This is a genomic window from Liquorilactobacillus hordei DSM 19519 (assembly GCF_019443985.1).
Classification (GTDB): Bacteria; Bacillota; Bacilli; order Lactobacillales; family Lactobacillaceae; genus Liquorilactobacillus; species Liquorilactobacillus hordei.
Genome location: NZ_CP049303.1, coordinates 2,193,321 through 2,219,844, shown reverse-complemented (window position 1 = coordinate 2,219,844; position 26,524 = coordinate 2,193,321). Strand labels below are relative to the sequence as shown.

29 protein-coding genes are annotated in these 26,524 nt (G+C 34.6%); 15 read left to right on the top strand and 14 right to left on the bottom strand.

What is annotated here, in order from left to right:
* The first annotated feature begins 45 nt into the window (after window positions 1–45).
* From G6O70_RS11945 to G6O70_RS11925, 5 genes are all read left to right on the top strand, one after another.
* Window positions 46–294 (top strand): hypothetical protein, encoded by a 249-nt coding sequence (locus G6O70_RS11945; RefSeq protein WP_057870159.1) that lies wholly within the window; start codon window positions 46–48, stop codon window positions 292–294.
* A 23-nt stretch (window positions 295–317) separates the two neighbouring features.
* On the top strand, window positions 318–1,700 hold the full coding sequence (locus G6O70_RS11940; protein WP_083481942.1) for a TrkH family potassium uptake protein: 1,383 nt from the start codon (window positions 318–320) through the stop codon (window positions 1,698–1,700).
* Window positions 1,701–1,801: 101 nt separating this feature from the next.
* Window positions 1,802–2,974, top strand: a complete 1,173-nt coding sequence (locus G6O70_RS11935) for an SAM-dependent methyltransferase (RefSeq protein WP_057870161.1) — start codon at window positions 1,802–1,804, stop codon at window positions 2,972–2,974.
* 74 nt (window positions 2,975–3,048) lie between these two features.
* The gene (locus tag G6O70_RS11930; protein ID WP_219934263.1) at window positions 3,049–3,567 is read left to right on the top strand and encodes a helix-turn-helix domain-containing protein; all 519 of its coding nucleotides are present in this window, start codon (window positions 3,049–3,051) and stop codon (window positions 3,565–3,567) included.
* 26 nt (window positions 3,568–3,593) lie between these two features.
* On the top strand, window positions 3,594–4,436 hold the full coding sequence (locus tag G6O70_RS11925; protein WP_219934264.1) for an IS3 family transposase: 843 nt from the start codon (window positions 3,594–3,596) through the stop codon (window positions 4,434–4,436).
* Between the two features lie 254 nt (window positions 4,437–4,690).
* Here the strand turns inward: G6O70_RS11925 and G6O70_RS11920 are convergent, their stop codons facing one another.
* From G6O70_RS11920 to G6O70_RS11900, 7 genes are all read right to left on the bottom strand, one after another.
* Window positions 4,691–5,011, bottom strand: a complete 321-nt coding sequence (locus G6O70_RS11920) for a winged helix-turn-helix transcriptional regulator (RefSeq protein WP_057869975.1) — start codon at window positions 5,009–5,011, stop codon at window positions 4,691–4,693.
* A 93-nt stretch (window positions 5,012–5,104) separates the two neighbouring features.
* Entirely contained in the window at window positions 5,105–5,299 is a 195-nt protein-coding gene (locus G6O70_RS12325) for an SDR family oxidoreductase (protein WP_233419171.1), read from the bottom strand.
* Entirely contained in the window at window positions 5,292–5,369 is a 78-nt protein-coding gene (locus tag G6O70_RS12320; RefSeq protein WP_258236171.1) for an SDR family oxidoreductase, read from the bottom strand. The genes G6O70_RS12325 and G6O70_RS12320 overlap by 8 nt, the downstream gene beginning before the upstream one ends.
* Window positions 5,359–5,580 carry an SDR family NAD(P)-dependent oxidoreductase gene (locus G6O70_RS12315; protein ID WP_258236143.1) on the bottom strand — a complete coding sequence of 74 codons (222 nt, stop codon included), beginning with the start codon at window positions 5,578–5,580 and terminating at the stop codon, window positions 5,359–5,361. The genes G6O70_RS12320 and G6O70_RS12315 overlap by 11 nt, the downstream gene beginning before the upstream one ends.
* Before the next feature lie 74 nt (window positions 5,581–5,654).
* A complete protein-coding gene (locus G6O70_RS11910) occupies window positions 5,655–6,170 on the bottom strand; it encodes an SAP domain-containing protein (RefSeq protein WP_187327480.1) in 516 nt (171 codons plus the stop codon).
* 44 nt (window positions 6,171–6,214) lie between these two features.
* A complete protein-coding gene (locus G6O70_RS11905) occupies window positions 6,215–7,165 on the bottom strand; it encodes a zinc-binding dehydrogenase (protein WP_057869974.1) in 951 nt (316 codons plus the stop codon).
* A gap of 190 nt (window positions 7,166–7,355) precedes the next feature.
* A complete protein-coding gene (locus G6O70_RS11900) occupies window positions 7,356–7,904 on the bottom strand; it encodes a GNAT family N-acetyltransferase (RefSeq protein ID WP_057869973.1) in 549 nt (182 codons plus the stop codon).
* 454 nt (window positions 7,905–8,358) lie between these two features.
* On the opposite strand from G6O70_RS11900, the gene G6O70_RS11895 reads away from it, so the two are divergent.
* Complete coding sequence (locus tag G6O70_RS11895) at window positions 8,359–9,447, top strand: Ldh family oxidoreductase (protein WP_057869972.1); 1,089 nt, start codon at window positions 8,359–8,361, stop codon at window positions 9,445–9,447.
* A 177-nt stretch (window positions 9,448–9,624) separates the two neighbouring features.
* Here the strand turns inward: G6O70_RS11895 and G6O70_RS11890 are convergent, their stop codons facing one another.
* Both G6O70_RS11890 and G6O70_RS11885 read right to left on the bottom strand, forming a co-directional pair.
* Entirely contained in the window at window positions 9,625–10,638 is a 1,014-nt protein-coding gene (locus G6O70_RS11890; RefSeq protein ID WP_057869971.1) for a lipoate--protein ligase, read from the bottom strand.
* A complete protein-coding gene (locus G6O70_RS11885) occupies window positions 10,635–11,072 on the bottom strand; it encodes an OsmC family protein (protein ID WP_057869970.1) in 438 nt (145 codons plus the stop codon). The genes G6O70_RS11890 and G6O70_RS11885 overlap by 4 nt, the downstream gene beginning before the upstream one ends.
* 350 nt (window positions 11,073–11,422) lie before the next feature.
* Between G6O70_RS11885 and G6O70_RS11880 the strand changes: the two genes are divergently transcribed.
* Entirely contained in the window at window positions 11,423–12,247 is an 825-nt protein-coding gene (locus tag G6O70_RS11880) for a hypothetical protein (RefSeq protein ID WP_057869969.1), read from the top strand.
* Window positions 12,231–13,955 (top strand): glycosyltransferase family protein, encoded by a 1,725-nt coding sequence (locus G6O70_RS11875; RefSeq protein WP_057869968.1) that lies wholly within the window; start codon window positions 12,231–12,233, stop codon window positions 13,953–13,955. The genes G6O70_RS11880 and G6O70_RS11875 overlap by 17 nt, the downstream gene beginning before the upstream one ends.
* A 111-nt stretch (window positions 13,956–14,066) precedes the next feature.
* Here G6O70_RS11875 and G6O70_RS11870 read toward each other — a convergent pair whose 3' ends face one another.
* A complete protein-coding gene (locus G6O70_RS11870; protein ID WP_057869967.1) occupies window positions 14,067–14,681 on the bottom strand; it encodes a DedA family protein in 615 nt (204 codons plus the stop codon).
* A 144-nt stretch (window positions 14,682–14,825) separates the two neighbouring features.
* Here G6O70_RS11870 and G6O70_RS11865 point away from each other — a divergent pair, with 144 nt between their 5' ends.
* Together G6O70_RS11865 and G6O70_RS11860 are read left to right on the top strand one after the other, a co-directional pair.
* A complete protein-coding gene (locus tag G6O70_RS11865; protein ID WP_057869966.1) occupies window positions 14,826–15,656 on the top strand; it encodes a tetratricopeptide repeat protein in 831 nt (276 codons plus the stop codon).
* Window positions 15,657–15,673: 17 nt separating this feature from the next.
* Complete coding sequence (locus G6O70_RS11860) at window positions 15,674–16,681, top strand: alpha/beta hydrolase (RefSeq protein ID WP_057869965.1); 1,008 nt, start codon at window positions 15,674–15,676, stop codon at window positions 16,679–16,681.
* On the opposite strand, the gene G6O70_RS11855 is transcribed toward G6O70_RS11860, so the two are convergent.
* The gene (locus G6O70_RS11855; protein WP_057869964.1) at window positions 16,674–17,279 is read right to left on the bottom strand and encodes a histidine phosphatase family protein; all 606 of its coding nucleotides are present in this window, start codon (window positions 17,277–17,279) and stop codon (window positions 16,674–16,676) included. The genes G6O70_RS11860 and G6O70_RS11855 overlap by 8 nt on opposite strands.
* A gap of 28 nt (window positions 17,280–17,307) precedes the next feature.
* Window positions 17,308–18,033 carry a GntR family transcriptional regulator gene (locus G6O70_RS11850; RefSeq protein ID WP_057869963.1) on the bottom strand — a complete coding sequence of 242 codons (726 nt, stop codon included), beginning with the start codon at window positions 18,031–18,033 and terminating at the stop codon, window positions 17,308–17,310.
* A gap of 386 nt (window positions 18,034–18,419) precedes the next feature.
* Between G6O70_RS11850 and galE the strand changes: the two genes are divergently transcribed.
* On the top strand, window positions 18,420–19,415 hold the full coding sequence (galE, locus tag G6O70_RS11845; protein WP_057869962.1) for a UDP-glucose 4-epimerase GalE: 996 nt from the start codon (window positions 18,420–18,422) through the stop codon (window positions 19,413–19,415).
* A gap of 84 nt (window positions 19,416–19,499) precedes the next feature.
* Here the strand turns inward: galE and G6O70_RS11840 are convergent, their stop codons facing one another.
* A complete protein-coding gene (locus G6O70_RS11840) occupies window positions 19,500–19,802 on the bottom strand; it encodes a hypothetical protein (RefSeq protein WP_057869961.1) in 303 nt (100 codons plus the stop codon).
* Window positions 19,803–20,070: 268 nt separating this feature from the next.
* Between G6O70_RS11840 and G6O70_RS11835 the strand changes: the two genes are divergently transcribed.
* The 4 genes from G6O70_RS11835 to G6O70_RS11820 all read left to right on the top strand — a co-directional run bounded on the left by G6O70_RS11835 (window position 20,071) and on the right by G6O70_RS11820 (window position 25,260).
* Window positions 20,071–21,993 carry a fructose-bisphosphatase class III gene (locus G6O70_RS11835; RefSeq protein WP_057869960.1) on the top strand — a complete coding sequence of 641 codons (1,923 nt, stop codon included), beginning with the start codon at window positions 20,071–20,073 and terminating at the stop codon, window positions 21,991–21,993.
* Between the two features lie 225 nt (window positions 21,994–22,218).
* On the top strand, window positions 22,219–23,277 hold the full coding sequence (locus G6O70_RS11830; protein WP_057869959.1) for an AI-2E family transporter: 1,059 nt from the start codon (window positions 22,219–22,221) through the stop codon (window positions 23,275–23,277).
* 6 nt (window positions 23,278–23,283) lie between these two features.
* The gene (locus tag G6O70_RS11825; RefSeq protein WP_057869958.1) at window positions 23,284–24,465 is read left to right on the top strand and encodes a MalY/PatB family protein; all 1,182 of its coding nucleotides are present in this window, start codon (window positions 23,284–23,286) and stop codon (window positions 24,463–24,465) included.
* Between the two features lie 108 nt (window positions 24,466–24,573).
* Entirely contained in the window at window positions 24,574–25,260 is a 687-nt protein-coding gene (locus G6O70_RS11820; protein ID WP_057869957.1) for a 2,3-diphosphoglycerate-dependent phosphoglycerate mutase, read from the top strand.
* Window positions 25,261–25,624: 364 nt separating this feature from the next.
* On the opposite strand, the gene G6O70_RS11815 is transcribed toward G6O70_RS11820, so the two are convergent.
* Window positions 25,625–26,461 (bottom strand): lanthionine synthetase LanC family protein, encoded by an 837-nt coding sequence (locus G6O70_RS11815; protein ID WP_057869956.1) that lies wholly within the window; start codon window positions 26,459–26,461, stop codon window positions 25,625–25,627.
* Window positions 26,462–26,524 lie beyond the last annotated feature (63 nt).

Here is a 26,524-nt window from a genome sequence, read left to right as displayed (position 1 = left end):
CTGACTTTTTTATAAAGAGGCTTGGTTTTTTTAGGAGGAATAACGATGAGTGATGAGAAAAGAAACAATCAAAATAAGCAAATAATAGAAGTTAGTAAGTTAGGTGAGGCTTTTCGAAAACGTACACATGTTTCATTTATCTTTAACAGACAGCATTTTAAGGGAATTGTTGAGAAGCAGTTGAAAAATTCTGCAATAATTGATTTTGATGATGAGTATAAAGGATCAGAGACAGCTCTTGACTTAAAACAAAAAGTTGTAATCAGTTATTCAAAGATGAAACTTCTAAAATAATTTCGTAAAGGAAAGATGAGGTAATGTTTAGTATTACGACTTTTTTGTCCAAAATAAGAGGAAGATTTACCCCGATTCAATTATTAGTTTCATCGTATTTTGGATTGATTGTGATAACCTTTTTTCTATTATGTCTACCATTCTTTAGATACCCAGGAGTAAAGGTATCATTTCTAGATACTTTTTTTATGGCTGTGTCAACTATTAGTGTAACGGGTCTTAGCACTGTTTCTCTTCACGAAGTTTATAATAATTATGGAATATTTTTGTTGGAGTTTTTGTTCCAGATAGGCGGTTTTGGAGTTACTGTGATAGCAACAGTTGGAATGATTATAACAGGACAAAGAATTTCATTACATCATCGGCAATTAATTCAAGTCGATATGAACCAACCGCGATTGAGTGGAACTGTTCGCTTAGTATACTCTGTGTTTGGATTAATGATGGCCTTACAGTTCATAGCCGGAATAATATTTTCAGGATATTTGTATTTAACAGACAGTTTGTATGATTTAAAAAGTGCACTTTTCGAAGGTTTTTATATTGCAATTTCAGCCGTTACTAATGCCGGTTTTGATATAACAGGCAAATCACTAATGCCATTTCGACATGATTATATTTTTTTGTTACTAGTAATTTTATTGATTTTGATAGGCGGAATTGGTTTTCCAGTCCTAACAGAGTTTCGTGAGTGGATGGCTCTAAAGATAAGAACACATGGTAAGGGAAAGTATAGGTTCTCATTATTTTCCAAACTAGCTTTTCTCTTTGCGATTATTTTTTTTGTAGTAGGTGCGGTATTGATTTTTATGTCGGAGGTTGGACATAGTTTTATCCATATGCCGTGGGGTGAGAAAGTAATTACGTCGTTATTTTATAGTGCTACAACACGAAATGCAGGCCTTCAGTTAGATTCGCTTACTGGATTTCGAACCACAACTTTATTATTATTTTCGATATTAATGTTTATTGGTGCTAGTCCAAGTTCAGTTGGTGGAGGTGTCAGGACTACGACAATCGGAATTTTGATATTATATATGGTGTCCTTTATCCGTGGAAGAAGGTATGTCAATATTTTCGGAAGAAGGATCGGACAAGATGATATTCAAAAGGCAGTTGTGGTTGTCAATTTATCGCTGATATTGTGTACGGCTGCAACTTTAATTTTATCTTTTACTGAGAAAGCAACATTTATTTCAATAATTTTTGAAGTCGCATCAGCTTTTGGAACTACAGGTCTATCTCTGGGAATAACTAGCTCGCTTACTTTAGTTGGCAAATGTGTGATTATTGTTTTGATGTTTGTTGGGAGAGTCGGAATGTTGTATATGTTAATGCTATTTGTTTCTAAGAAAGAACAAGATTTTAATTATAGATATGCAACAGAAAAAGTTATAATTGGGTAAAAAAATTTTTTGTACGCATTACTTAGAAATAAAATAAAATTAGTGTTAGAATTGTATTATTTAATAACAAAAAGTGAGTGGAAGGCAGATGACATTTTACCGTGATTGATAAGGTTTTTTATAAGCAAATTTTGAGTAAGTCTTTTAATATTCCAGTTCGTGTTACTTATTGGGATGGAAAAAGTGAAGTTTATGGTGAAGGAACACCAGAAGTGAATATTACTTTTAAAGAAGCTGTTCCAGTTAAAGAAATAATGCGTAATGCATCAATTGCTTTAGGGGAAGCATATATGGATGGTAGGATTCAGATTGATGGTTCTATTCAGAAATTAGTCAAAGCAGCTTATGATTCAGCTGAAAGTTTCTTTTATAATAGCAAGCTAAAGAAATTTTTACCGAAGCAATCGCACTCGGAGAAAAGCAGCAAATATGATGTTCAGAGTCATTATGATTTGGGAAATGATTTTTATAAGCTATGGCTTGATCCGACAATGACCTATTCTTGTGCATATTTTGAACACAAAGATGATAGTTTAGAACAGGCTCAAATGAATAAAGTGCATCACATTATTAAGAAATTGGATCCACAGCGGGGAAAGACATTGCTAGATATCGGTTGTGGTTGGGGAACCTTAATGCTGACTGCCGCTAAGGAATTTGGTCTGAAAGTTGCTGGGATTACACTGAGTGAAGAACAGTATAAATTTGTTAAACAGCGGATTGTAGATGAGGGATTGGAAGGTCAAGCAGAAGTATATCTTGAAGATTACCGCGAGTTAAAACATGAACCCTTTGATTACATTACTAGTGTTGGAATGTTTGAACATGTAGGTAAGGAAAACCTTGAAACTTATTTCAAAACGATTTCCAAGTATTTGAGTAATGATGGTGTTGCTTTAATTCATGGAATAACCAGACAACAAGGTGGAGCATATAATGGTTGGATTAACCAATATATTTTCCCTGGTGGATATGTACCGGGTCTGAATGAGAATTTGAAACATATTATTGACGCAGGAATGCAGGTTTTTGATATAGAAACGCTCAGACGCCACTACCAACACACACTTGAGATTTGGGATGAGAACTTTAAGCAGCATTTAGATGAAATCTCAGAAAAAATGGATGAGAAGTTCATTCGAATGTGGGATCTATACTTGCAAGCTTGTGCTGCTTCTTTTGAGTCAGGCAATATTGATTGTATTCAGTACTTGATTTCTAAGGGACCAAGTGGAAAGAACTTACCACGAACACGCGATTATATTTATGAATAAAGAGTAGTGAGTGTGACATAAGTGAAGTGCCTTACAAAACTTGGACATGTAAATCAAGTTTTGGAGGTGCTTTTTTGACACGTAATTATACCTACAGCTTTAAGTTGAAAGTAGTTAAAGAATATTTAAATGGTGAAAATTCACTCCACACACTGTGTCTGAAATATAAGATGCCGAGTGATACTCCATTAGTAATTTGGGTGTCGCGTTATAAAGCTTTTGGTCCTACCGGACTTAAACAGCTTAAACGCCGGCACTATTCTAATGATTTCAAGGTAGCGGTTATTACCTATTACTTGAACCATTCTACCAGTATTCAAAAAACAGCCATCCACTTTGATATCAGCCACACAGTCGTTTATAATTGGCTTAAATTAATGCGGCAATTTGGAATTAAAGCCGTAATTTCATCTAAGATAGGACGACCCAAGATGGTTAAGAAAAAGAAAGAAACATCCAAGAAAAAGACCGAACAACAGTTAATAGAGAGACAACAAAAACAAATCAGACATTTAGAACAGGAACTTTCCTATACTAAAATTGAGAATGTTTATCTAAAAAAATTGGATGCCGTAATTCGAAACAAAAAATAGCACTAAAAGTTAAAACAATTAACGAATTGCGGCGTGATTATCCCTTTATTACGCTCTTAAAAGTTGCGGGACTTGCGCGTTCGACGTATTACTATCATTTAGCTTGTCTAAACCGGCCTGATAAATATCGTCAGGTTAAACAAATTATTCGGCAAGAATTTGCCCGCTCTCATCAAACTTATGGTTATCGTCGCATGAGATTTGTTTTAAAACAGCATCATGTTAAACTTTGTCTAGAAACTGTTCGTAAAATTATGTTTTCTATGGGTCTGAAAGTTACTCTTTTTTCAAAACATTCTGGGCGGTACAACTCATATCATGGTCATGTTGGACAGGTGGTACCTAACTTGCTCAAGCAACAATTCAAGGCCCATAAACCATATACTGTTTTGCATACTGACGTCAGTCAGTTTAAACTTACGTGTGGAAAATGGGGTTATATTTCGACAGTTATTGATGAGGCTAGTAATGAAGTTTTAGCCGCTAAAGTTAGTTCAACACCCAATCGTGTTTTAATCGATCAAACCCTTGAGACAGTCATTAAAAAGATTCCCGCAACCACTAAACCAATTCTACACTCTGATCAAGGGTGGCAATATCAAATGACCAATTATCAAGCTAAACTAAGACATCATCATTTCATTCAAAGCATGTCTCGTAAGGGAAATTGTTTAGACAATGCCCCAGTTGAGAGCTTTTTCAGTATGCTTAAACGTGAATGTTTAAGGCGCATTAAGGTTACTTCTCTCAATGAACTAAGTACGTTAGTGGAACATTATGTTGCTTGGTATAATACCCAGCGAATTTCACTTAAGCGGCATGGATTAACTCCAGTTGAATATCGTAAACAGTATCTAACTAACAATTAAAACAAACATGTCCAACTTTTTTAAGGCAGTACAAAGTCGGGAAAATTTGAGTATTAACTCGAAATTACGAACATGGCGGGTACTTTACTATTAGTAATTCGAAGTTAGACGGAAAGTTTTTGCTTAAGGAACACGCCTACACAGAATAATTAGTGAGACTGAGTCAAAATTCAACTTTTGGCACAGTCTTTTTTTGTTTTTAGAACTAAAAGTATTAAGTTCACCTTATTAGTAGGGAATCTCTGAGTGTAACATCACTTTTTACGGTCTACACTTTGATTATACAAGTTCCCCCATTTTTCCATTGATTTAATTACAGGAATTAGTGTTTTCCAAAAAGAAGTTAATTTGTAATCTGTTTTTGGAGGCATTACAGGATAGATAGTTTTTTCAATTATGCCATCAATTTCTGGCTCTTTTAGCTGAAGTGCCAGCATTCTGCGAGAACAATCTTTCATAGTACGTTGTAGTTCTCCAAAATGGCAGATTTTATTCTTAATGAGATGATACAGAATTACTGCTTTCCATTTGCCGGAGATTATTTGAAGAGTACTCTCTACAGGACAACCTTGAATCTAACTTTTGAAGGGCATTTAAATATTAAAAATAATTTCTAATATTTACTGAAACACTTTTTTAGGGGTTACATAGTTTCTGGATTAAAAATCTTATTTTTGAACGGGTTGGCCGCTATAAACTTCAAAGCCAGCAGAAACAGGAATATTTTCACCAGTAATTGGATTAGATTCATCAGAGGATAAGAAATACATAACACGAGCAATATCATCTGCTTCCGCTAATTTTCCAAGTGGGCTAGCCTGTTTGAAGGTATCAATTATTGATTGAGGATTGGCTTTAAACATAGGGGGTCATTGTTGGACCGGGATTAACATTGTTAACCCTAATCCCATATTTACCGTAATCAAGGGCCATTGCACGAACCAGATTTACTAATGCTCCTTTTAGCAGCATCATAAGCGGCCATATTATAATCACCGGTTAATCCAGAGATAGAAGCAGTATTAACAATTGTACCTGCTTTTTGTTCTATCATGTCAGGTACAAATTCTTTTGTCATCAAGTAAACTGATTTTACATCAATTGCCATGATTCGATCCCAAGCATCTTTGGTAACTTCATGCAAAGCACCTTTGGTAAAAATAACGGCGTTATTAATAATACTATCAACTCATCCAAATAGCTGACTTGTTTTAAGTTTCAAATCAGCAACAGATATTGCATTAGATACATCAGTCTGTTGGAAAGCAACTTGTTCGGCTGAATATTTTGATGAGAGTTCCTTTGATAAGTTTGTTCCTCTGGTGTGTTAACTATTTTTTTAGAATTCTTAAGTTCTTTTATTAGGTCTCTGACAGTGTATTCTGTCTGATTTTGGGTTTCAACTCGTCGTTTGATAATTGCCATTTCTTTTTTAAAACTGAATTTTTTAACATGATAATAGTTGGCAAAGAAGAGACGAGCGTGCTCATTAAACGTGAAGCCTTCTCCAATTAATTTCGTTTCTAAGTTTATATCAGTTTTTGTTAGAGCTTTTCGATTATTTGTGCGTAGAGGTTGGATTTCTTTTGAAGGTATGCCATCTAAGTAGCAAGATAAATAATAGTTTAATTCAGCCTTTGTTCCATATGTTGGTAATCTACGTTCACGGCATAATTGGATTAATTCAGTCTTATAAAAATAGTGTTTTGCTAGGTCGTTTTTTGTTAATTGCATAATTCACCTTATTTGCTATATTGAAATTCATTTTAAAATTTTTTTCAAGGCTTTAATAAAATTTTACCAGCACTTTTTCCAGATTCTAAATACTCATAGGCTTTTTGACCATCAGCTAATGAAAAAATTGTTGGTTCACTAATCTTTATCTTATTTTCTTGAAAATAAGAAAATAATCTTTGACTGCGCTTCTTTCGTTCGATTGCATTACTCAGATAATCCCACAAGTCTCCAGTCAGGATGCTTTTTGATTGATTTAATAGTTTAATGGGATCAATTTTTGGAGGATTTCCTCCAGACATACCATAAAAAATGACTTTTCCTTTGTTAGTTGCAAGAGCTAGACTCTGTTCAAGTGTTTTTCCTACACCGTCATAAATAGTATCAAATTTTCCGTTCAAATTCTGATTCCAAGGAGTATTTCTTAAGAAAATTTTGACCGCTCCTTGTTGAAGAGCCAATGTTTGCTTTGCAAGTGTTGAGGTGATCCCATAAACATTTATACCATCACTGGTTAGCATTTGTGACAATATCTGGCCAACACCGCCACTGATGCCGTGAATGAATACATTGTTACCGGGAAGGTTTTTTCCGAGATCATGTGCTAGAAAATCAGCAGTTAATCCCTGTAGGCCAACAGAAGCAATTATTTTTGGATCTAGGTTTTCAGGGACTATAATTGCATTTTCAGACGGAACGCTGACATATTCTGCATTAGCGAAAGGCACATCAACAAAGAAGACAGTATCTCCTAACTTGAAGTCATTAATATGGCTACCAACTGCAACAACTTCGCCAAGTGCCTCGTAACCATTAATGTAAGGATGGTGTTTTTCAATGTGATATGTGCCACGTCGACGATAAATATCGGCAAAATTCAATCCAATAAATTGAGTTTTAACTAATATTTGCTCCGCATTTATTTGGGGTGACTGAATATTTCCATACTTCAAAACAGAGTTATCTCCAAAATTATTAAAATATAGTGCTTTCATATTATCACCTTGAATTTTAAATTATTACTAATTTCAGAATAACATAAAAAATAATATTGTTACTGCCTAAGAGTCAAACAGAGATAGATCTCTGGTGCTCATAGTTAAAAATATTATTTAATGTTTAGATGAACTTATGTTTTGGATGTTGAGTTAGTTCGTAAAAATGAAAAGAATTGAAGACATGAAACTAGTGCTTTTCCCATTCTTCTTTAAGCAATGACCAAACATTTTCATCATGGAATCCATCAGCTAGCAACTCGTTTGCTCGAAGTAAGCCATCAAGATGGAAACCAGCTTTTTTTGCAACTTGATTACTGCGTACGTTTTCCACTGCTGCATGAATTTCGATTTTATGAATATCATAGTCTGTAAATCCAATCGTACACATTCCGGCAACGGCGCGGTGAACAATTCCATTACCTACATGTTTAGTTCCTAGCCAATAACCTATATCCGCACATTGGTTTGTTGTGTTAAATTTGTTGAAGCTAATCATTCCTACAGGGGTGTCTCGGTATAGAATAACTGTATTTAATGAGCGTTCATTACCAAAGTTTTTTAAGACACCACTAAGAAATGTTTCTTCATCTTCAATACTTTTCAGTGAGGGAACCCAAGGCAACCAAACCTGTAATTCTTCGTGACTCTCTTTAATAATTTGAAAAAGAGGTGCGGCGTCGATTTTGGGTCTGGGTAACGCTAGACTAACTTCAGAATCAATTTTGTATGTAAACATGGTTTCACTCCTTAAAAAAATATTAGTTTTAGTATATGTTGTATCATTTTGAATTTCAATTTATTTTTGTATCTGATTGATCAAGCACACCTTGCCAGCTAATGATCATTGAAAGTTAATTTTTTCATGATTGACATCTATCAAGTTTTGTTCTTTAATGAACGTAAATAATTTTTGAGAAGAGATTCAGTTTTGTTATTTTAGAGAGAGCACCGGGAGCTGAAAAGGTGTAGGTAACGACTGATGAAAATGAGCTCAAATTAATGTTGAATGGTGTAAGCTATTCAATCGGTAAAATCCGTTATCTTTTTTGACAATTTATGTCATTGAGATTTATCAAATGATAAATGAAGAGCAAGTGGTACCACGGTCAACCCGTCTTGCACTATGAGAATAGTGTCGAACGGGTTTTTTGTTTGTTGTTTAAAAATAATTAAAGAAAGAAGTGTTTTTTATGCGAATTACTGCTACAGCTGAAACTGAATTTTTAGAAGAAGTCTTCCAAAAAGCTGGCTTTTCTGCTACTGATGGCACATTATTAGCTGATACTTTAGTGGATGCGGATTTAAGAGGAATTTCTTCTCATGGAATTCAACGACTTGATTGGTATATCCGAATGGTTAAAGATGGCACTATCAAACCACAAAATGAGGTCAAAACTTTAAAAGAAACGGATACCAGTCTATTACTTGATGCTAACGGAAATATGGGACAGATTGCATCTGCTTTGGCAATTAAGAGTCTAATAAAAAAAGCCAAAACTACTAATATTGCTATGGCCGTTATTCGCAACTCAAATCATTTTGGCACAGCTGGGTATTATTCTCGCTTAGCGGCCGAAGCAGGCTTGATTGGGATTTCGACTACTAATACACGACCGCTCGTTGTACCGACTAATGCAATCGAAGCTTTCTTGGGTTCAAATGCTTTTGCTTTTACTTTCCCAGCTGATCCACATCCTTTTGTTTTTGATGGGGCGACATCAAGTGTTTCTAGCGGTAAAATTATGGTTTTGGCTAAGAACCAAAAGCCAATTTTGGGAGAATGGGCCATTGATCGTGAGCGAAATATTATTCATGATTCGAAAAAAGCTGCTGAAATTTTATCTGAAGTTGCCTTTACGGAACATCAATCCGGTGGTGGGGTATTGACTCTTGGTGGTAATCGGGAGGAAAATTCAAACTACAAAGGTTTTGGTAATTCGTTAGTTGTTGAATTGTTGACGGGGATCTTAGCTCAAGGATCAATTTCGGCGGATACCAACACTGGCAAGCACGACTTTAGTCAATTCTTTATGGTTATTAACCCTGCTTTTTTTGGTGATTTAGCAACTTTGAAAGCTAATGCTGAAAAAATGTTTGAGCGTATTCGGAATTTAGATCATATACCAGGAACCCATATTATGATTCCTGGCGACCGTGAATATCGTAACTATGACCATAATTCGAAGCATGGTGTTGTCATAGATCCGAAAACAATCCAAGAGATTACTGCAATTGCCGAAAAATTTGCAATTAAGTTACCGCAAGAAATTAAAGAATAGTATGCTACAGATGGAACACGTTTATACGAAATAATTAGCGAGGCTGGGTCAAAATTTAACTTTTGGCACAGCCTCATTTAAAACAAAAAGACAGTAAAAAGCTGGGAAAAATTTTCGTCTAATTTCGAATTAGTACTCAAATTTTCTCAGCTTTTATTATACATTTCTTCTTGTGAGCTATTCTTGTCTTACCAGCAAATCAATAATCGACTGTCGCTCAATCTTACCAAAATAAGGTTGTAAGTCTACTTTATCTAAAACCTCAGTAATAGCATCTCGATCATAACGAACACCAATCAATTTCTCAGTAAATTTTTTAACATCAGTTTGCCCAAAAAAATCACCATAAACTTGCAGGTAGCTGATACAACCATGCTTAATCTGTAAGCGAAAATCGATTGTTCCTTGGTCAAAATGTTGTCGGTGCTGAATAGAAGCCTGCGGTGAGTTTCCGTAAATCCAATTCCAATCACTGAAAATCTTATGATTTATATCCGCGACGGCTTGTTTGGCAGTATCATCCAGAAAATACTCATTGGCTTGGTTTAAATCAGTTACGCCCAAAATCTTTTGTGCCAATGTATCACGGAATTCTTCAATTGTTAATTGCTGATAGTTAGGAGTAAAAAACGGCTTAAGGTTGGTAACTCGGCTGTGAACCGATTTAATTCCTTTGGCTGCTATTTTATCTTTCGGTACATTCAATGCTTTTGCAATTACGTTTAAATTCACATCGTACATCAAGGTTCCATGAGAAAACATCCTTCCGCGTTGTAGGCGCATCGCATTACCTGAGAATTTTTTACCATTAATTTGCAAATCATTTCTACCAACTAATTTTGCGTCAACTGCCCCCATTTCATGCAAAGCAGTAATTACTGGCTCAGTAAATTTTGAAAAATTACCATTGGAATGACCATCATCTTTAGTAATAAAACTAAAGCTGACATTTCCAAGATCATCAAAGACTGCACCACCACCAGAAGTACGCCGTGTAACAATTATTTGATGCTGTCTAACATAGTCTAAGTTCACTTCTTCATATACATTCTGATTGCGACCAAGGATAATGCAGGGAGAATTAATATAAAAATAAAGAATTGGTTCTTGCAAATCTGATTGTTCCATTAAGTAGGTCTCTAAAGCTAGATTATAGCGGATGTCTCTTTGGTCAGTTACTAAATACTTCATTTAAATTCCTCCTTGAATCCGAACTCATTCACCAATTCAATTTTAACGTTTTGACTTTTAGCTAACAGTTTGGCAACGGGACAGCGTTGTTCGCAAATTGCTAAAATTTCTTGTGCTTCTTGTTGGTCAACCTGAGGTAATTTGACTTGTACTCGTAGCCAGAATTGAAATCCCTGATAATCACGACCCATATCAACCGCTACGCGAACAATGGCCTGATGTGGCAAGTTTCTCCGTTTTTCTTCTGCTTCAAGAGTAGCATTTAAACACGTAGCTAGTGCAGCTCCAAGTAATTGCTCAGGATTAGTTCCAGGGACAGATTTTAATGGACTACTTGTTAATTGGTTAAATGCATCATCGGTCAGTGAGCGGACATGACCGGAGATACCATCTTTATTTTCTATTTCTGTGTGATATAGTGATATTTTTTTCATAAAAAAGGATCCCTCCGATATAATGATTTCGGTTACATTCTCTATTATTATACCAAATTTGCATGTACCTAGGTAAAAACACTTGAAAATTGTAATGTTCATTGTTACGGAAGTAGTTTAAATTTTACAAGAACTAATAATGAACTAGATTAGATAACTATATAGTTGATAATGTTGATAAAAAAGTAAATGTGTAAGAAATCCTTATTCAAAAAGTGTCTAAAAGTTCATAAAAAATTCATGAAGACGATAAGATATTAGATTACCTTTATAAACGGGTAGCATTCAAAAGCATAACAAAATATCAAAAAAAGGATAATATTCATGATTATTTACAGACATGTTAGAAAATGGGAGAAAGTATATCTTATACTTCTTTTTTAGTTTTAGCAATTATTGCGACAGTTCCTGCATTTTTAGGTGGTTATTTTAAGGTTACTTACGATGGCGGGGTTCATTTAACAAGGTGGGAATCAATTTATCAAGCTTTAAAGCATGGGAAACTACCTGTACTAGTTAATTTTATTGGGTTCCAAGGAATAGCTAATGCATATACTGGGCTTTATCCTTGGATTACAAGTTTACTGTTTATTTTGCCACGCTTTATTTTTACCACTAACCCGATAGCTGCACTATTTTGTGGCTTTGTCTTATTGAATTTTATGACACCTTATGCACATCGATTAAATGCAAAGGGGTATTTAAATTCACTCTCATTAAACCAGGCGGTAGCAGAGTCAGTACAATATGAGGATTATGTGCCATATGCGGCTAATGTGGTTAGAAAAAAGGTTTTTTATCATCAGATTATTGTAAACAAGTACAAATATTATTTAAGTGCTAGTTCAATGGAATCAGGTTATCAGGCGATGAAATATAAGGTAGGCAACTTAAAAAATAAGAATTCAAGCATTGTTCTACCGTTCTTTATATACAACGCTAAAGATTATACAGCCTATGTGAATGGTAAAAGAACAACACTCTTTGTAAGCAAGCATTCATTGGCACAAGTTCATGTAAAAAATAAACGTAGTGCTGTAATAAAAATTAGATATAACACACCAATGTTATATATTGTTGCAAGAGTGATCTCCATACTAACAATTTTATTGTTGATCGTCGGACTGATTTATCTAAAACTGAAAAGGATGAAGAAGAGTGGTCAAATTAAATAAACTTTCGAATACACAAAAACAACTGATAGCAGCATTAATTTGTTTGATAGCTAGTGTGATAGTGATGATGCCTTATTTCTTTGCTAATTCCCTACATGCCGGCGTAGATATGTCATTTCATCTTAATCGGATATATGATGTAGCCCAAAATATCAAGCAAGGAAAATTTTTCTCATACATTGAGACATACGCAATGAACCAAGTAGGAACACCAATCAACATGGTATATGGTATTTTACCTATTTATCCGCTAGCAATAGCACTGGCAGTTATAGGTAACCCAATTTTAGCTATTTATTCTGGATGGTGCTTTATAGTATTTATATCTATGCTTGTCTCATATTTCTGTGGTTTAAAATATTGGAATGGTAATAAAAAGAAGGCATTAATCTTTTCTTTTATTTATGTTTTATCAGCATATAATTTTAGTTGGATGTTTTTAACTTTTGATGTAGGTCAGACAGCAGGTTATGTTTTTTTACCGTTGATTGTTTATGGGACTTACAGTATTTTCTTTAGAGAAAAGGCAGAATGGCTGTTATTAGCATTGGGGATGACAGGGGTTGTCTACTCACATATATTGAGCTTTCTGATGTATTTAGTGGTAGTAATACTGATTATTGTAATTGCTTTATTTACAGCTACTGGTTTTTGGCGAAAATTGAAATATATTATTTACGCAGGCATTGTTACAATACTAATGACAGCATTTTACTGGAGTACACTTTTTACAATATATACAAGCAATCATCTGTTCATTACTAAATCTGGTACGCTTTCAACGGCAGGTATTGGTTTAGGAGATGCCATAATCAAAGCATTGAATAATGATGAGTCAGTCGGTGCGGTGTTAGTAATAACAACAGTTATAGGTTTGTTTTTATGGAAGAAACAGAGTATCACTAACAGGATTGTAGGTACAATCGGAATTGTTTTTTTTGTCGCAACAACAAGTGTATTTGAAGGCGTTTGGAATTTTGTTAACAAAACACCGATTGTTGTTCTTCAATGGACAGGTAGAATTTTGTGTATCTCAAATTTCTTTTTGGCATTGTTTGCTGTTGAAACATTGTGGATTATTATAACAGAGACGAAATATGTTCATCGTTGGACAACCGCTATACTGGGTGTAGTTATTATTTCATTGCTGGGTGCTTCCTACAGTTTCCTAATTACACGAGCAAATCAGACAGTGATTAACTACAAACCTAGTAGTGAAAAAAAATTACCTTTTTCTGACTATCAAATAACCTCAAAGCAAGGCTTTAACTACATGGTAAAAGACTTCAATGAGGGAGTGGGTTCAATTGACTATTGGCCGTATACGAGTATGAAGAAATACATGGTTGAGATTCAGGAACATGTAGCGCTAATCAATGGACATCGGGAAAAAATAACACCGCAAAGTATACCTAACGGGATCGTTTATAATATATATTCCTCCAAGGACAAGGTGTCTGCAGATTTACCTTTTTTGAATTATAATTCATATACAGTTACTATTAATGGCAAAAAAGTTGATTATACCAAAACTAAACGCAATACAATAGGTGTGATCTTAAATAAGGGCAACAATAAAATCAATATAGTATATCAGGCATCGTTTATTATTAAAGCAGCTGAGACTATATCATGGCTTACTTTTGTAGTCTTATTATTATTTAGAGTAATAAAGCATCTGAAGAAGAAGTATCAAAAAAAAGAATAGTTAGAATATTTTTGAAGAAGAGTATAGCATAAGTTGAGAAATCGTGACTTATGCCATACTCTTCTTTTGAACTTAATTTCTTTATCAATACTCAAATCTTAGTGAACTAGGTTAGCTTCTTTTTTTTCGCTTTTTATAAATAACATAGATTAGGATGAACAATATGATTAACACAATTAATAAAACCTTACCATAAGATTCAATCACGTTAATCACATGTGGCCATGCATGACCAGCCATTCTACCAATAAAAATTAATACGGTATTCCAAATGAGTGTCCCTAAAGTTGAAAAAGTGATGAATCGTCCCAGTGGGTAATTAGCCATTCCAGCTGGAATCGAGATGAGGCTGCGCACGACTGGAACAAATCTTCCAAAGAAGACCGCAGAATTTCCATGGCGATTAAAAAATGCTGCGGCTTTTTCTAAATCAGCCGGCTTAAAATGCAATATTTTGCCTAGACGGCCAGCCAAAATTTTTTCCAAACGTTCAACTGAAATAACTTTACCAAAGAAATATAGAATCAAAGCTCCAATCAAAGCTCCAATCGTAGCGGCAATGATACTGCCTACAATGTTTAACTTGCTAGAAAGGGTCATAAAGCCGGTGAATCCTAAAATGACCTCAGAAGGGATTGGTGGAAAAATATTTTCAAGTGCAAGAAGTAAAGCAATTCCCAAATATCCATAATTGTTAATAATCTCTGTTAATAAAGATGAGTCCATATACGCTCCTAATTTTTTCTTTTAATTCTACATAAATGGCAATAAAAGGTCAAAGCAGACGAATTAGTAAAGAGATTAGGCGCATAATAAACAAGAAAAAATGTTATAATTGCAGTTAACGAATTGAAAGTGAGGAATTGGTCAATGGGTAAGAGAACTTGGCTTATAATTACACTAGTTATTGCAGTGATTTTTATTGGCTATGGTTATACGAAGCACGTTGAAACCACACAATATTACAATAATGCGATGACTGCAGGCAGACAAGCTATTAGTGATGCAAATTACCATCAGGCTGAGAATCATTTTCGAAATGCATTGAAGAAAAGGCCGAATGATAGTGTTGCAAATGCGAATTTGCAACAATTGGAGGAGTATCAAAAGGGTTTAGCTGCAATTAAAAGTCAAAATTATAGTGAAGCAATTGCTAATTTTAAAAAAGTAACTAAGGTAGATAATGGTTCACAAATGCTGTTGCTCAGAGCTGTTTCTAAAGAAATTGAGCTTAAAGAGGTTGTACATGAGTTAAAAATCTTCAATAAAACATATAAGCGGGCCAAAGTTTTGGCAACTAATTATGAGTATACGGCTTCGAATACAAAGCTGGCAGTGATTTTGGGATATGGAAACATCACCCAGTTTTATTATCAAGACATTAGAAAAAAGGCACAAAATCTAGAGCATAGTAATAATCAAGTACTTGCACGGTTAGGATATAATGTTTCAAGCGCTGATGAGGCAAGTGAGAAGAAGACAGCAACCGATATTTTACCAACTATTTCTTCACATAGAGGAAGTTCTTCTTCTATAAGTTCAAGAAAAATTACTAAAGCACAGATCAAGCAAGCACGAAAAGCAATTGCTAGTCAAGGAATTGATGTCAAAGCGTTCAGTGATGCGGATGTCGAAGAAGTGATTGAACATGCCCGTGAGCAGAACATGACTGTGAGTGAAATTGCACGTGAGTTTAAATAAATATCATAGGGGAGAAAATGAAAAAGCTGCTGAAGATTGTTTTAAAAATTTTGTTAGGCCTAATCATTTTTGTAATTTTGTTACTTGTGATATCACCTCAACCAAGTGTATGGTTATTTGCTCGTGCATTTAATGGTCCAGTGAAGATAACCAATAAAAAATTATACAGTCAGACCAAGAACAAAGTGCGAATTACCAAGAATATTGCTTATGGTAATGCAGCAAGCACAAAAGCAGATATCTATTATCCGAGGCGAATACATGGAAAGAATAAGATTTTGTATTGGGTACATGGTGGCGGATTTATTGGTGGTGATAAAAAGAGCATCAATGAGTTTGGCACATATATTGCAAGTAAAACTGATACAACCGTGATAAGCATCAACTATACGGTTGCACCAACAGGAAAATATCCAACTCAACTAATGCAGTTAGCTGCAGCAGTAAATTATTTTACTAAAAGTGCCAAGAAATATGATTTGAATAAAAATCCCCAGGTCTTTGTTGGTGGGGATTCTGCAGGTGCACAAATTGCAGCTCAATATATGACTATTCAAACAAATCAAAAATATGCACGGAAGTTCTCAAAGAAAATAGTAAGCAAGCTAAATTTCAAAGGTGCAATTCTGTACTGTGGACCATATAACTTCGATCTGATTCAGCGCGAGACAAAGAACTCAAATAATTGGCTGATGCGTTGGTTTGTTCATACTGTTGGCTGGTCGATGACAGATGAGTTTTTTTGGAGTAAATCAAGTTTGGCGACTGAAGCAAATATTGCTAACTATGTGACAAAAAATTATCCGGTTACTTATATCACGGATGGGAACAGCTTTACTTTTGAGTCTTCAGGCAAACAACTTGCCAATTCGCTGAGAAATAAAGGAGTAAGAGTTACTGAACGTTTCTTCTCCAAGAAAACCAATGTAAACCATGAGTATCAGTTCGATTTTGCTACAAAAAAAGCAAAAAAACTCTTGCACAAACAATTAAGTTTATGCAAGAGCAATAAGTTGTTTAGTTAGTTAAATCTCGATTGAAGTAAACAAGAGTCTGTGTTGAAGTAGTCAATTCAATTTTTGTGAGACCAGCATTATCTGGTTCATTCAATGCACTTAGATTATTGATTCCCAAAACTGCATTTAGAAGTAACTTTATTGTGAACCCATGACTTGCAATTAAGATGTCTTGAGTTGGATATCTTACAGCAAGTTCATTAAGAAAATCATTTAATTTTGTGGTGACTGATGCAAAATCGTCTCCATGTGAAATTTTTTCGGAATCTGGCAGCAGGTTCTTTTTTTCATCGAAAAATTCAGCAAAAAGACGATGTATATCAGCAACTTTTTGACCATCCCAATCACCATAATCGAATTCTTTTAGGCGGTCATCAAAAACAGTAGTGGTTTGTGGTGAGATAATCGCTGCTGTTTGTGCCGCTCTCAATAATGGGCTTGCGAAAACTAAGTCAAAATGCAACATTTCTTTTTCGAAAGCATCACGCACATTTTTTGCTTGAAGCTGACCCTTTTTAGATAAGGGAGTATCAATTAGGCTTCCTTGAAGTATACCAGCTGCATTTGCCTCACTTTGACCATGGCGTATGATATAAAGAGTCGTCATTATGAACCTCCAGAGAGAATTAAAATTTTTAGTTTACAGAAACAAAAGAATTGAATTTCAAGTACTTATAATGAAATCGCATGTGTGAAAACTCAAAAGGAGTTCCATCATCAAGGAAAAAGATTCCTTCCATTATGCCCGCCGGTTCAGTAGGAGACAAATCAAGTAATTCTTGATCGTTCTTAGTTGATGGCTCCGCAAAAACAGAAAGGAATGATTTAGTTACCGATTGATGATGATTTTTTTGTAAATAGTTAAAAATTGAATTTTCAATTGATGATTTCGTTAATTCAGGCACAATTCTAATTGGAATATAGCCTGTTTCAATCATAAAAGGCTGATCTTCAAATAAGCGCAATCTCACAATTTTGTATACAAAGTCGTCGTGGGAGAGAAATAAATCACGGCGCAATTCATGATTAGGTTTAATGACTTCAAAAGAAATGACTTTGATTTTTGGACGCTGTCCGTTCATTTTAAAGTTATCAGTGACTCCTAAGTTAGAACCTTCTTCGTAATTAAAGACAGACTCATTTTTTAGATATAGAGGATTGATAAATGTTCCAGCACCACGTTTTCGAAAGATAATGCCATCATTAGCCATCCGGTTAAGTGCACGTTTAACTGAACTACGGCTCACGCTATACTCCTCGCTGAGAGAGCGTTCATCAGGCAGGCGCAAGTCTGGAAAAGTACCTGCGAATATTTTCTTTTTTAAATCAGTAATTAATCTTTTATATACTAGTTCTGACATCGGATTGCCCCTTCTTAGGTTCTAAATAATAGTTAAGCACAAGTTAATAAAAACAACAAGTCTAGAAGAAAGATAGTACAAAAGATCCTATAGTTTTTGATAAAAAAGTTATAATTTGGTATTAATCAACAATTTAACAGCTAATACTGGTAAAATAGCTAAGAAGGATTGCTAGTCTTTCAAATACATGAAACAAAGGAGAGTGTGCCGTAAGTTAGTAAAACTTGAGTATTAACTCGAAATTATGAACATAGTGAAAACTTTACTATGAATACTTTGAAGTTAGCGGAAAGTTTCGGCTTATGAAACACACCAATTCCTAATAAATATAGAGATTAGGACAAAATCAAGTTTTTGACCTAGACTCTCCTCAAGGAGGAACAAATATGGCAATTTTAGTTTTAGGCGGTGCAGGTTACATAGGATCGCATACAGTAGATCGTTTGGTTGAAAGAGGGACGGAGACGGTTGTTGTAGATAACTTGGTAACAGGTCACCGAGCGGCTGTTAATGACAAAGCCAAATTTTATCAAGGAGATATTGCAGATCGCGATTTCATGCGTAAGGTTTTCAAGGAGAACCCTGCAATTGATGCAGTCATCCACTTTGCCGCATTTTCAGTAGTTCCGGAGTCGATGAAGGATCCACTTAAATATTTTGATAATAATACTTCAGGAATGATTAAGTTATTAGAAGTCATGACCGAAGTTGGTGTTAAGAAGATTGTCTTTTCGTCAACTGCTGCAACTTATGGAACTCCAGAACAAACACCAATTAAGGAAACTGATCCGCAAAAGCCTATCAATCCTTATGGTGAGAGTAAGTTAGCAATGGAAAAAATAATGCATTGGACAGATTTGGCTCATGGAATAAAGTTTGTCGCATTACGTTATTTCAACGTTGCTGGGGCAAAGCCAGATGGCAGTATTGGCGAAGATCATAATCCTGAGACTCACTTATTACCAATTGTATTACAAGTAGCTGCAGGAACACGCGAAAAGTTACAAATTTTTGGTGATGATTATAATACACCAGATGGTACAAATGTACGTGATTATGTACATCCATTTGATTTAGCGGATGCTCATATTTTAGCAGTAGAATATCTTACAAAAGGCAACGATAGTACAGCCTTCAACTTAGGTTCTTCAACAGGATTTTCAAATATGGAAATCTTAAAGGCTGCTCGCGATGTCACTCAAAAGGAAATCCCTACAGAAATTGCTCCTAGACGTGGTGGAGACCCTGATACATTGATTGCAGCATCAGATAAAGCACGTAAGATTTTAGGTTGGAAACCACAATTTGATGACATTCATAAAATTATTGAAACTGCATGGAAGTGGCATTTAACACATCCAAACGGATATAACGATAAATAAAAAGTAAAAAAAGCATTGCTGCCCAGCTTATCCAGCTGAACAACAATGCTTTTTTGTGAACCAAACCCAAAAAACTACATAAAATTAAAGAGCCTCAACTAAATCTGCTGCATCCTCAGATGATAGTGGAAGATAATCTATACCAATAACATTCTCATCCAAGATCAACTTGAAATTCTCATCTAAATTGCTAACTAATGAATGTAGGTTGTTAAGCTGTTCCGATTCAAAACGATTAAATGAAAAGTTACGTTTGTTTTTCATAGTATTCTCAAGTTCTTTACAGAAAACAACATCTAAGAAATGGCCATTTTCTTGATTAGATACACGCCATACGGTATCCTTCTCAACACGTGCTTCTGTTTTCTCAATTGCTGTATTATTCATAACGAATCCTCCTTGTAGATTCCATTCAACATAAAATGATATCTATAAGCTATCACTAAAAAAATATTTTTACAACAAAAAAACTCAAATAATTACAAATTGGTATTGTTAATTAAAAGTGGATAGTTATAAGTATAGACAAGGCTTTTCAAGTGAAAATGAGTATTTGCTGAAAATTGGTATTTGTTATAAGATGGGATGTGTCTTAGACAATTCGTTGTGAGTGATCCTTTTTAGGATAAAACGGATTTACAGGAGGGGTCTCGATATGTCATATGTTGAAAAATTGGTACGTGAAAAATTTCCAACTAAACAGGCAATAATAACTGAAATTACAAACTTGGAAGCAATTTTAAATTTACCTAAAGCAACAGAGCACTACGTTAGCGATTTGCATGGCGAATTCAACGCCTTTGATCATACCCTGAGAAATGGGTCAGGAAATGTTAAACAAAAGATTGTAGAAAACTTCGCTGGCCGACTGACACCAAAAAATATTCAGGACTTTGCTACTTTGATTTATTATCCTGAAGATGAGCTGGCATTTCAAAAAGGTGAGTTACCTGATCAAGAAGCACTAGAACAATGGTACCTTAATACGATTTCGAATCTGATTGAACTCTTAAAGGTAACGGCTACAAAATACACAAGATCAAAAGTCAGAAAAGCTTTGAATCCAGATTTTGTATACATTACAGAAGAGTTACTTTATAACGATCAGCAAGAGCATGATAAGAAGAATTATTATAATAAAATTCTGCGTAATTTAGTAGATCTGAAACAGTCTGACTATTTTATTACGGCTACATGTTATACAATCCAAAGGCTTGTGGTAGATCATCTACATGTAATTGGTGATATTTATGACAGAGGACCTGCTCCAGATAAGATAATGGAAACACTTATGAGATATCATTCAGTTGATATCCAATGGGGCAATCATGATGTTTTATGGCTTGGTGCAGTTGCAGGTTCAGCACTATGTATGATGAATCTTTTACGAATATGTGCAAGATATAATAATCTGGCCATCATCGAAGAAGCTTATGGGATAAATCTACGGCATCTATCAATGTTTGCTGAAAAAAATTATGAAGATAATGAGGCATTTAGGCCAAAAACACTTGAAAATGAAGAATTTGTTATGCCTGATGAGAAATTACAGATTACGCAAATTCATCAAGCTGTGGCAGTAATTCAGTTTAAGTTGGAAGGCCAATTAAAGAAACGTAGACCAGAGTTCAAGTTAGATGAGATGGTGTTACTTAATCAAATCAATTGGGAAAAAAAAGAAATCAAGATAGATGGACTTAACTATAAATTAGAGAATACATGTTTTGGAACCGTAAATCATGAGGCACCTTTTGAATTAACCGAGGAGGAGTCAGAAGTTGTTCGTTCACTACTTAATTCATTTATGAATGCTACCAAATTAAGAAAGCATTTGGACTTTTTGGTTAGTAAGGGAAGTATGTACAAAGTCTATAATGGCAATTTATTGTTTCACGGGTGTATTCCAGTTGCAAAAGATGGAACATTTCAAGCATTTGAGTATGAAGGTGAAAGCTATTCGGGTAGGAGACTATTAGATTTTTGTGAACAGAAGCTAAAAAAAGCCTATCGCAAAGTACACAAGGGTGAAAGTGTTGAAGCTGATATGATTTGGTACCTATGGCAAGGCTCGTTATCACCGCTTTTTGGGAAACATTGCATGACAACATTTGCACGTTACTTCATAGCTAAAGACGAGCCTAAGGTTGAGCATAAAAATGCTTATTTTGAATTACGTAAGGAAGAATGGTTCTGCAAGCAATTACTTGAAGAGTTTGGACTCAATCAGGAAAATGGACACGTGATTAATGGACATACACCGGTGAAAAAGGAACAAGAGCCGATCTTAGCAAATAAAAAAATGATTGTGATTGATGGTGGGTATTCAAAAGCCTATCAACCGATTACGGGAATTGGTGGGTACACACTGTTATATAATTCTTATGGCCTGCAGTTAGTAACTCATCACCCCTTTACATCTAAAAATGATGCTGTAAAAAATGGGCGTGATATTATCTCCACCAGAAAGATTGTCAATCAAGAACTTGAGAGGCAGACGGTAGCTGATACTGATATTGGTAAAGAAATAAAGAAAAGTCTTGAAATGTTACGTGAAATATTGAGTAACTATGACAATTGAAAAATTAATAAAAACTTGATTAATGTTGTTACACTCATCTGATATGTGTCATGATTATAGGATGGGGGTAGCAATATTTTTGTATAATTAATTTGAATACCCAATATAGATAGACAGAATACATTTTATTGTAATTTTCAAAAGCTATTGCAAAAAGGGTTTTGTCAGTACCTCTTTTTATGTACAATGAGATTAGGGAATACTAATAAACTTAGGAGTGGTTTTTTGGGAATATGGGAGAGATTTGTAGCTAATGTAAGGCTACGGCGGACAGTAGTATTGTTGGTCGTAATTTTTGTTTTGTATGAGATGCGTGAATTGTTGAGTTTAATATTATTAACATTTATTTTTACCTTCCTTGTAATTAGTTTAACTAATTTTATTAGGAAGTACGTGAAGATACCAGCACCACTGATTGTGTCTGCTGTGTACCTATTGCTAATCGGTTCGTTGTACCTTGGGGTTACAATTTATTTGCCTAAGCTGTTCTATCAGACAGAGTCAATGGTTAAGTATGTAATGAATTTCTATCAGAAACCATCTTTTGATGGGAACGAGATTTTGCGTTATGTAAATAATTATATTAGTACATCAACTATTGTGTCACAGATGAAAAATGGTGTAACCATTCTTTTTAAGTATGTAACAAGCATCGGATCAATGGGTGTTACGTTCCTATTATCACTATTTCTAAGTTTCTTCTTTACGATTGAGAAAAAGAGAATGTTTAGTTTTTCGCGAAGCTTTTTGACAGGACCTTATGATTGGTTTTTTAAAGATATCTATTTTTTTGCTGAAAAATTCGTCAATACCTTTGGGGTAGTTATTGAAACTCAATTCATTATTGCAATTGTGAATACCACATTGACAACAATTTGTCTTGCAGTAATGCAAATGCCACAGTTGTTCAGTTTGTCTTTATTGATTTTTTTAATGAGTCTTATTCCAGTGGCTGGAGTTATTATTTCAGCGATTCCGATGGGAATTATCGGTTATTCGGTAGGTGGACTTAATTATGTATTTTATATTGTTATTATGTTACTAGTAGTACATTCATTGGAGTCTTATGTACTTAATCCCAAGTTGATGTCTAATAAGACGGAACTCCCAATTTTCTATACTTTCGTAGTATTATTTGTGGCAGAGAAATTCTTCGGAGTATGGGGATTAATTGTTGGTATTCCAATTTTTACCTTCTTGCTGGATATATTAGGTGTGAAACCTATCAAACGGAAAAAAGCTACATTAGGTAAAATCAAGAATAAATTAAGTCATAAGGAGTAGATGGTTATGAAGGTTGCGGATTTTGTAGAAAAATATGCAGTTGAACGCAAAAATACTGATTCGGTTAAATGGGATGGAATGAAAAGTGGATTTGGATCAAATGATCTTCTCCCAATGTGGGTTGCAGATACAGAGTTCAAGGCACCCGAAGCAGTAATGTATGCTTTGAAAAAAAGAATTGAACATGGGGCGTACGGCTATTCACTGACCCCTGATAGTTATTACGAAGCATATTTTGAATGGCAGCAAGAGCGATATGGAACGGAACTACATAAGGAGTGGATTCGTTTTGGGGCAGGAGTTGTTCAGTCAATCAGCGCATTAGTAAATATTTTGACTCTTCAAGATGATGCAGTCATGGTGTTGCAACCCGTATATCATCCATTTATGCATGTGATTGAAAATAATAGTCGTAGGCTAGTTGTTTCAAATTTGAAGAACAATCAAGGACACTATGAGATGGATTTTGAAGATATTCGTACTAAAATCAAAAAAGAACATGTTAAGTTGTTGATTAATTGTTCACCACACAATCCAGTTGGCAGAGTCTGGAAAAAAGAAGAACTTGAACAATTGCTTGAAATTTGCCGTGAAGAGCAGGTATTGGTAATCTCAGATGAAATTCATCATGATCTGATTGTGGGAAATAACAAATTTATTTCTGCGCTCTCAATTAAAGATGGATTCTATCGCGATAATATTATCATGCTTGATGCAGCCTCAAAAACTTTTAATTTAGCGGCCCTTCAAAATAGTCATGTAGTAATACCAAATCCACAGATTCGTGAACGTTACGATGAGTATATCGAAAAATTGTGTCTACCAAGTGGTAATTTAATTGGAAAAGTTGCTGCGGAAGCTGCTTATCGTGAAGGAGCGGATTGGTTGAATGGGATGATTGAACTGATTGAATATAATTTTAATTATCTTAAAAGACAATTTGCAAAAGAAGTTCCCGAAATAAAAATTACAGAACTTGAAGGCACATATTTAGCGTGGGTCGATATGCGTAAGGTTGTAGATTCCAAGAAGTTGCACCAACTAATACAGCACAAAGCAAAAATTGCAGTCGATTATGGCGAAATCTTTGGAACTGCTGGGAACGGATTTATCAGACTGAATCTTGCAACAACACCTGAAAATGTTGAAAAGGCTGTTAATGCTATCTTGATGGCTTTAAAGAACTAATTATTTTTTTCACAATTTGTAACTTTTTTAGGCTATGAATTTTCAAGTTTTCAGTGTAAAATGTGAGTTGTAAACAAATCATATAAATGAAAGAGGTTTTTGCTAGTTATGACAAAATTAGTTTTTATCCGTCACGGACAAAGTGAATGGAACTTGAAGAACCTTTTCACCGGTTGGGTTGACGTTAACTTAAGTGAACAAGGTGAAAAAGAAGCTAAGGAAGCTGGACGTAAGTTAAAAGAAGCAGGAATCGAATTTGATCAAGCTTATACATCAGTATTGACTCGTGCTATTAAGACGTTGCATTTTGCTTTGGAAGAATCAGGTCAATTATGGGTTCCAGAAACAAAATCATGGCGCTTAAATGAACGTCATTATGGTGCATTACAAGGCCAAAATAAAGCAGAAGCTGCTGAAAAATTTGGTGAAGACCAAGTTCATATTTGGCGTCGTTCTTACGATGTACTTCCACCACTCTTGAGTGCTGACGATGAAGGCTCTGCAGCACAAGATCGTCGTTATGCAGACCTTGATCCACGTGCTATCCCTGGTGGCGAAAACTTGAAGGTTACTTTGGAACGTGTTATCCCATTCTGGGAAGACGAAATTGCTCCTAAGTTGCTTGAAGGCAAGAATGTTATCATCGCAGCACATGGTAACTCATTACGTGCCCTTACAAAATACATTGAAGACATCTCAGATGCAGACATCATGGATGTTGAAATGGCAACAGGTCAACCAGTTGTTTATGACTTGGATGAAAAGTTGAACATTGTAAGCAAAGAAAAACTTTAATAACAAACGATAATAAATATTAAAAGCCATGGCTTCCCTCAAAGGGGCCATGGCTTTTTTGTGTCTCAAGTATTTACTTGAATACTGTTACTTTTTGTTACGTTAGATTATTTTAAATTGTCAATAACTGACAAGAAACGAAATATTAGGTGGCATATTTTGGACGGATGCTGCGAAGTTTTAGTGTTGTGGAATGAGTTTAAAAACATGCCCTAATGGCCCAATTGACCCAAAAATAATATGAAATGTAATAGCAATAATCAAAGAATAATAAATGTTGTAGTTTTTATGAAGAGTGAGTTGATGGATAATCTTTTTAATTAGTAATAGCGAGAAAATAAGTGTTAAGCGCATAATCTATCTGCTACATAATTAAGGAGTACACAATACCAGAGTTTCCTTCAAAAAAATCATCATCATATGAAAAATACTTATTTTGTGGAGTCCAAAAAGGTACATCACTATTTTCTGATTTTAAATTCAATAATATAGTTTGATACTTTACAACTAACTTATTGTTACCAAGAATATGGTGTTGCAATATCTGTCCTGCAACACCCGTTGATAATTTTGCACATACAAGATCTCGTTTTTTTTCTGAAATCTGCAATATATTTGATAGGTTAGTCAAGTTTGCTGGATTTATTATAAATTTTGAACTCTCAAATAAAAATATGAGAGGACCACCATATCCAAGTGCCAAACCTGATAGTTGTGTTGCTTCACCTTCAAAATCTTTAAAAACAAGTTGATTAGCATTTACTATTGATAATGAATTTAATACTTTGTGTTGTAATTGAGTTATTAATCGTAATATAGAAGTATCATGGAATTGATCATAGTATTTACAAAAGAAGTGCCCAATACCACTGTTCCCGTATCTAAAATTATTCACATCTTCATTCTGAATAAAGCCAAGTGGAGATCCATAATCAAATTTTATTTCATTATTTATATAATAAGTTCTTTTTTTTAGCTCAGTAGCTATTTGTTCTACAAGATTAATTTCTTGATTATAAAGAGTTTTATCTTGTTCGTCCTGTAAATTCTGTAATAGTTCTGTACCAATTCCTGCTAGACCAAAACCATATCCGGAATATAGTGAAGAAATATCTTTTTTAATTTCATCAAGAAGTGAAACTGTGAATTTTATATACAAAAATTTATTATTGTGCTTTTCAAGTTTTCTTGCCCAAGACATTATTCCAATTAAAGGAAGATCACCCTTGATTACTGAATGATTGTAGTTTTCTTTTTTGTGAGA